Consider the following 1611-nt stretch of genomic DNA (forward strand, 5'->3'; position numbering starts at 1 on the left):
GATGCGCTGCGCGAAGCCATCCCGGCCTTCGACAAGCAGATTCGCGGTTTCGCCATGGCCGACGCCATCCTGACCGGCGTCGAGACGCGCACCTCGTCACCGGTCCGCATCAAGCGCGGTGACGACTACCAGAGCATCAACACCCGCGGCCTTTACCCGGCCGGTGAGGGCGCCGGTTACGCTGGCGGGATTCTGTCGGCCGGCGTCGATGGCATCAAGGTGGCCGAGGCCGTGGCACGGGCGATGACCGGTGACATTGACACGGCGTGTCAAATACGCAACACCGGCACAGCGCGCAACTGACCTGCCGGGGTGTCCGCTATTTGCCGGCATTTCCTTGCCGAAACAGTGTTGCAACAAAGCCGCAAAATACGGACAAATGGATCATTCCCAGCCTTTTCCATCGGGAAAACCAGGCTGGAAATCGGCTTTTCTACGCGACACGAATTAAACGTTCGTTTGCTGAAAATCTTCTAAGCAATTGATCCAGATCATAAAATTTTATTGTTGCACTGCAGCAATCACCCATAATTACAGGTACAATGACGCTGTTGTCACTTTTCACTACCCACCTAAGGAGCGTCCGATGTCCATCAATCCCGAGCAATTCGCCGCCGCCAACAAGGCTGCCGTTGATTCCCTGCTGTCCGTTGCCAACACCGCCCTGGCTTCCGCTGAGCGCATCGCCAGCCTGAATCTGGAAACCGCCCGTTCGGTGCTGGAAGACTCCGTCGCCAACACCAAGGCCCTGATGGGTGCCAAGGATCCGCAAGAAGCCCTGTCGATCCAGGCTTCCCTGACCCAGCCGAGCGTCGAGAAGGCGGTTGCCTACTCCAAGTCGGTTTACGAAATCTCTACCGAAACCCAGGAACAACTGACCAAGATGGTTGAAGCCCAATTCGGCGACTTCCAGAAGAATGTTGCTGCCATGCTCGAAAAGGCAGCCAAGTCTGCCCCGGCTGGTTCCGACGTTGCCGTTGCTGCCGTTCAGAGCGCCATCGCTGCCGCCAACTCGGCTTTCGACAACATGCGCAAGACCGCCAAGCAAGTGACCGAAATGGCCCAGACCAACATGGCTGCTGCAACCAGCGCCACCGCCAAGGCTGTCAAGAAGTCCAAGTAATTTTCAGCGCTCGCTGAACTGGAAAGGCCCGCATCGCTGCGGGCCTTTTTCTTTGGGACTCGCCTGAAAACTCAGGCAGCCAGCAGGCGTCGCAAGCCGCGCATCAATGTCCCGATGGCTGGCAATTTCATGTACAACTCCTCGGCCGCATCCCAGTAGTCGCGGTGGTAGCAGACCTTGCCGTCGGCATCGAATTTGAGATGCGATACGCCGCGCATGACCTGCGCCTCGCCCTTGCCCCACAGCTTCACGCGGTAATAAAACGCCCAGACCAGCATCGCGCCGTTATCGTCGGCGACCTTTTCAGTCACGACAAAACGTGGCTCGGCGACCTGCCCGAACATATGCGTGAAGATGCGCTGGATGGCCGGAATGCCACGCACCTCGTTAAACGGGTCCTTGAAATAAGCGTCGTCGCTGTAGAACTCGGGAAAGCGGGCGACGCTGGCCGGGGCGAATTCGTTGTAGAAGACGATCAGTTCGTCGAG

General features: G+C 58.2%; 3 protein-coding genes. 2 read left to right on the plus strand and 1 reads right to left on the minus strand.

The features are described from left to right. On the plus strand, window positions 1-303 hold a 303-nt coding region (locus ADADOO_RS16540; RefSeq protein ID WP_511278611.1), incomplete at its 5' end, for an FAD-dependent protein. 283 nt (window positions 304-586) lie between these two features. Continuing rightward, complete coding sequence (locus tag ADADOO_RS16545) at window positions 587-1123, plus strand: phasin family protein (RefSeq protein WP_511278612.1); 537 nt, start codon at window positions 587-589, stop codon at window positions 1121-1123. Between the two features lie 71 nt (window positions 1124-1194). Here the strand turns inward: ADADOO_RS16545 and ADADOO_RS16550 are convergent. Further along, window positions 1195-1611 (minus strand): nuclear transport factor 2 family protein (locus ADADOO_RS16550; protein WP_511278613.1); only part of this gene is annotated, 417 nt, incomplete at its 5' end.

The sequence above is a fragment of the Azonexus sp. genome, assembly GCF_036170495.1.
Taxonomy (GTDB): Bacteria; Pseudomonadota; Gammaproteobacteria; order Burkholderiales; family Rhodocyclaceae; genus Azonexus.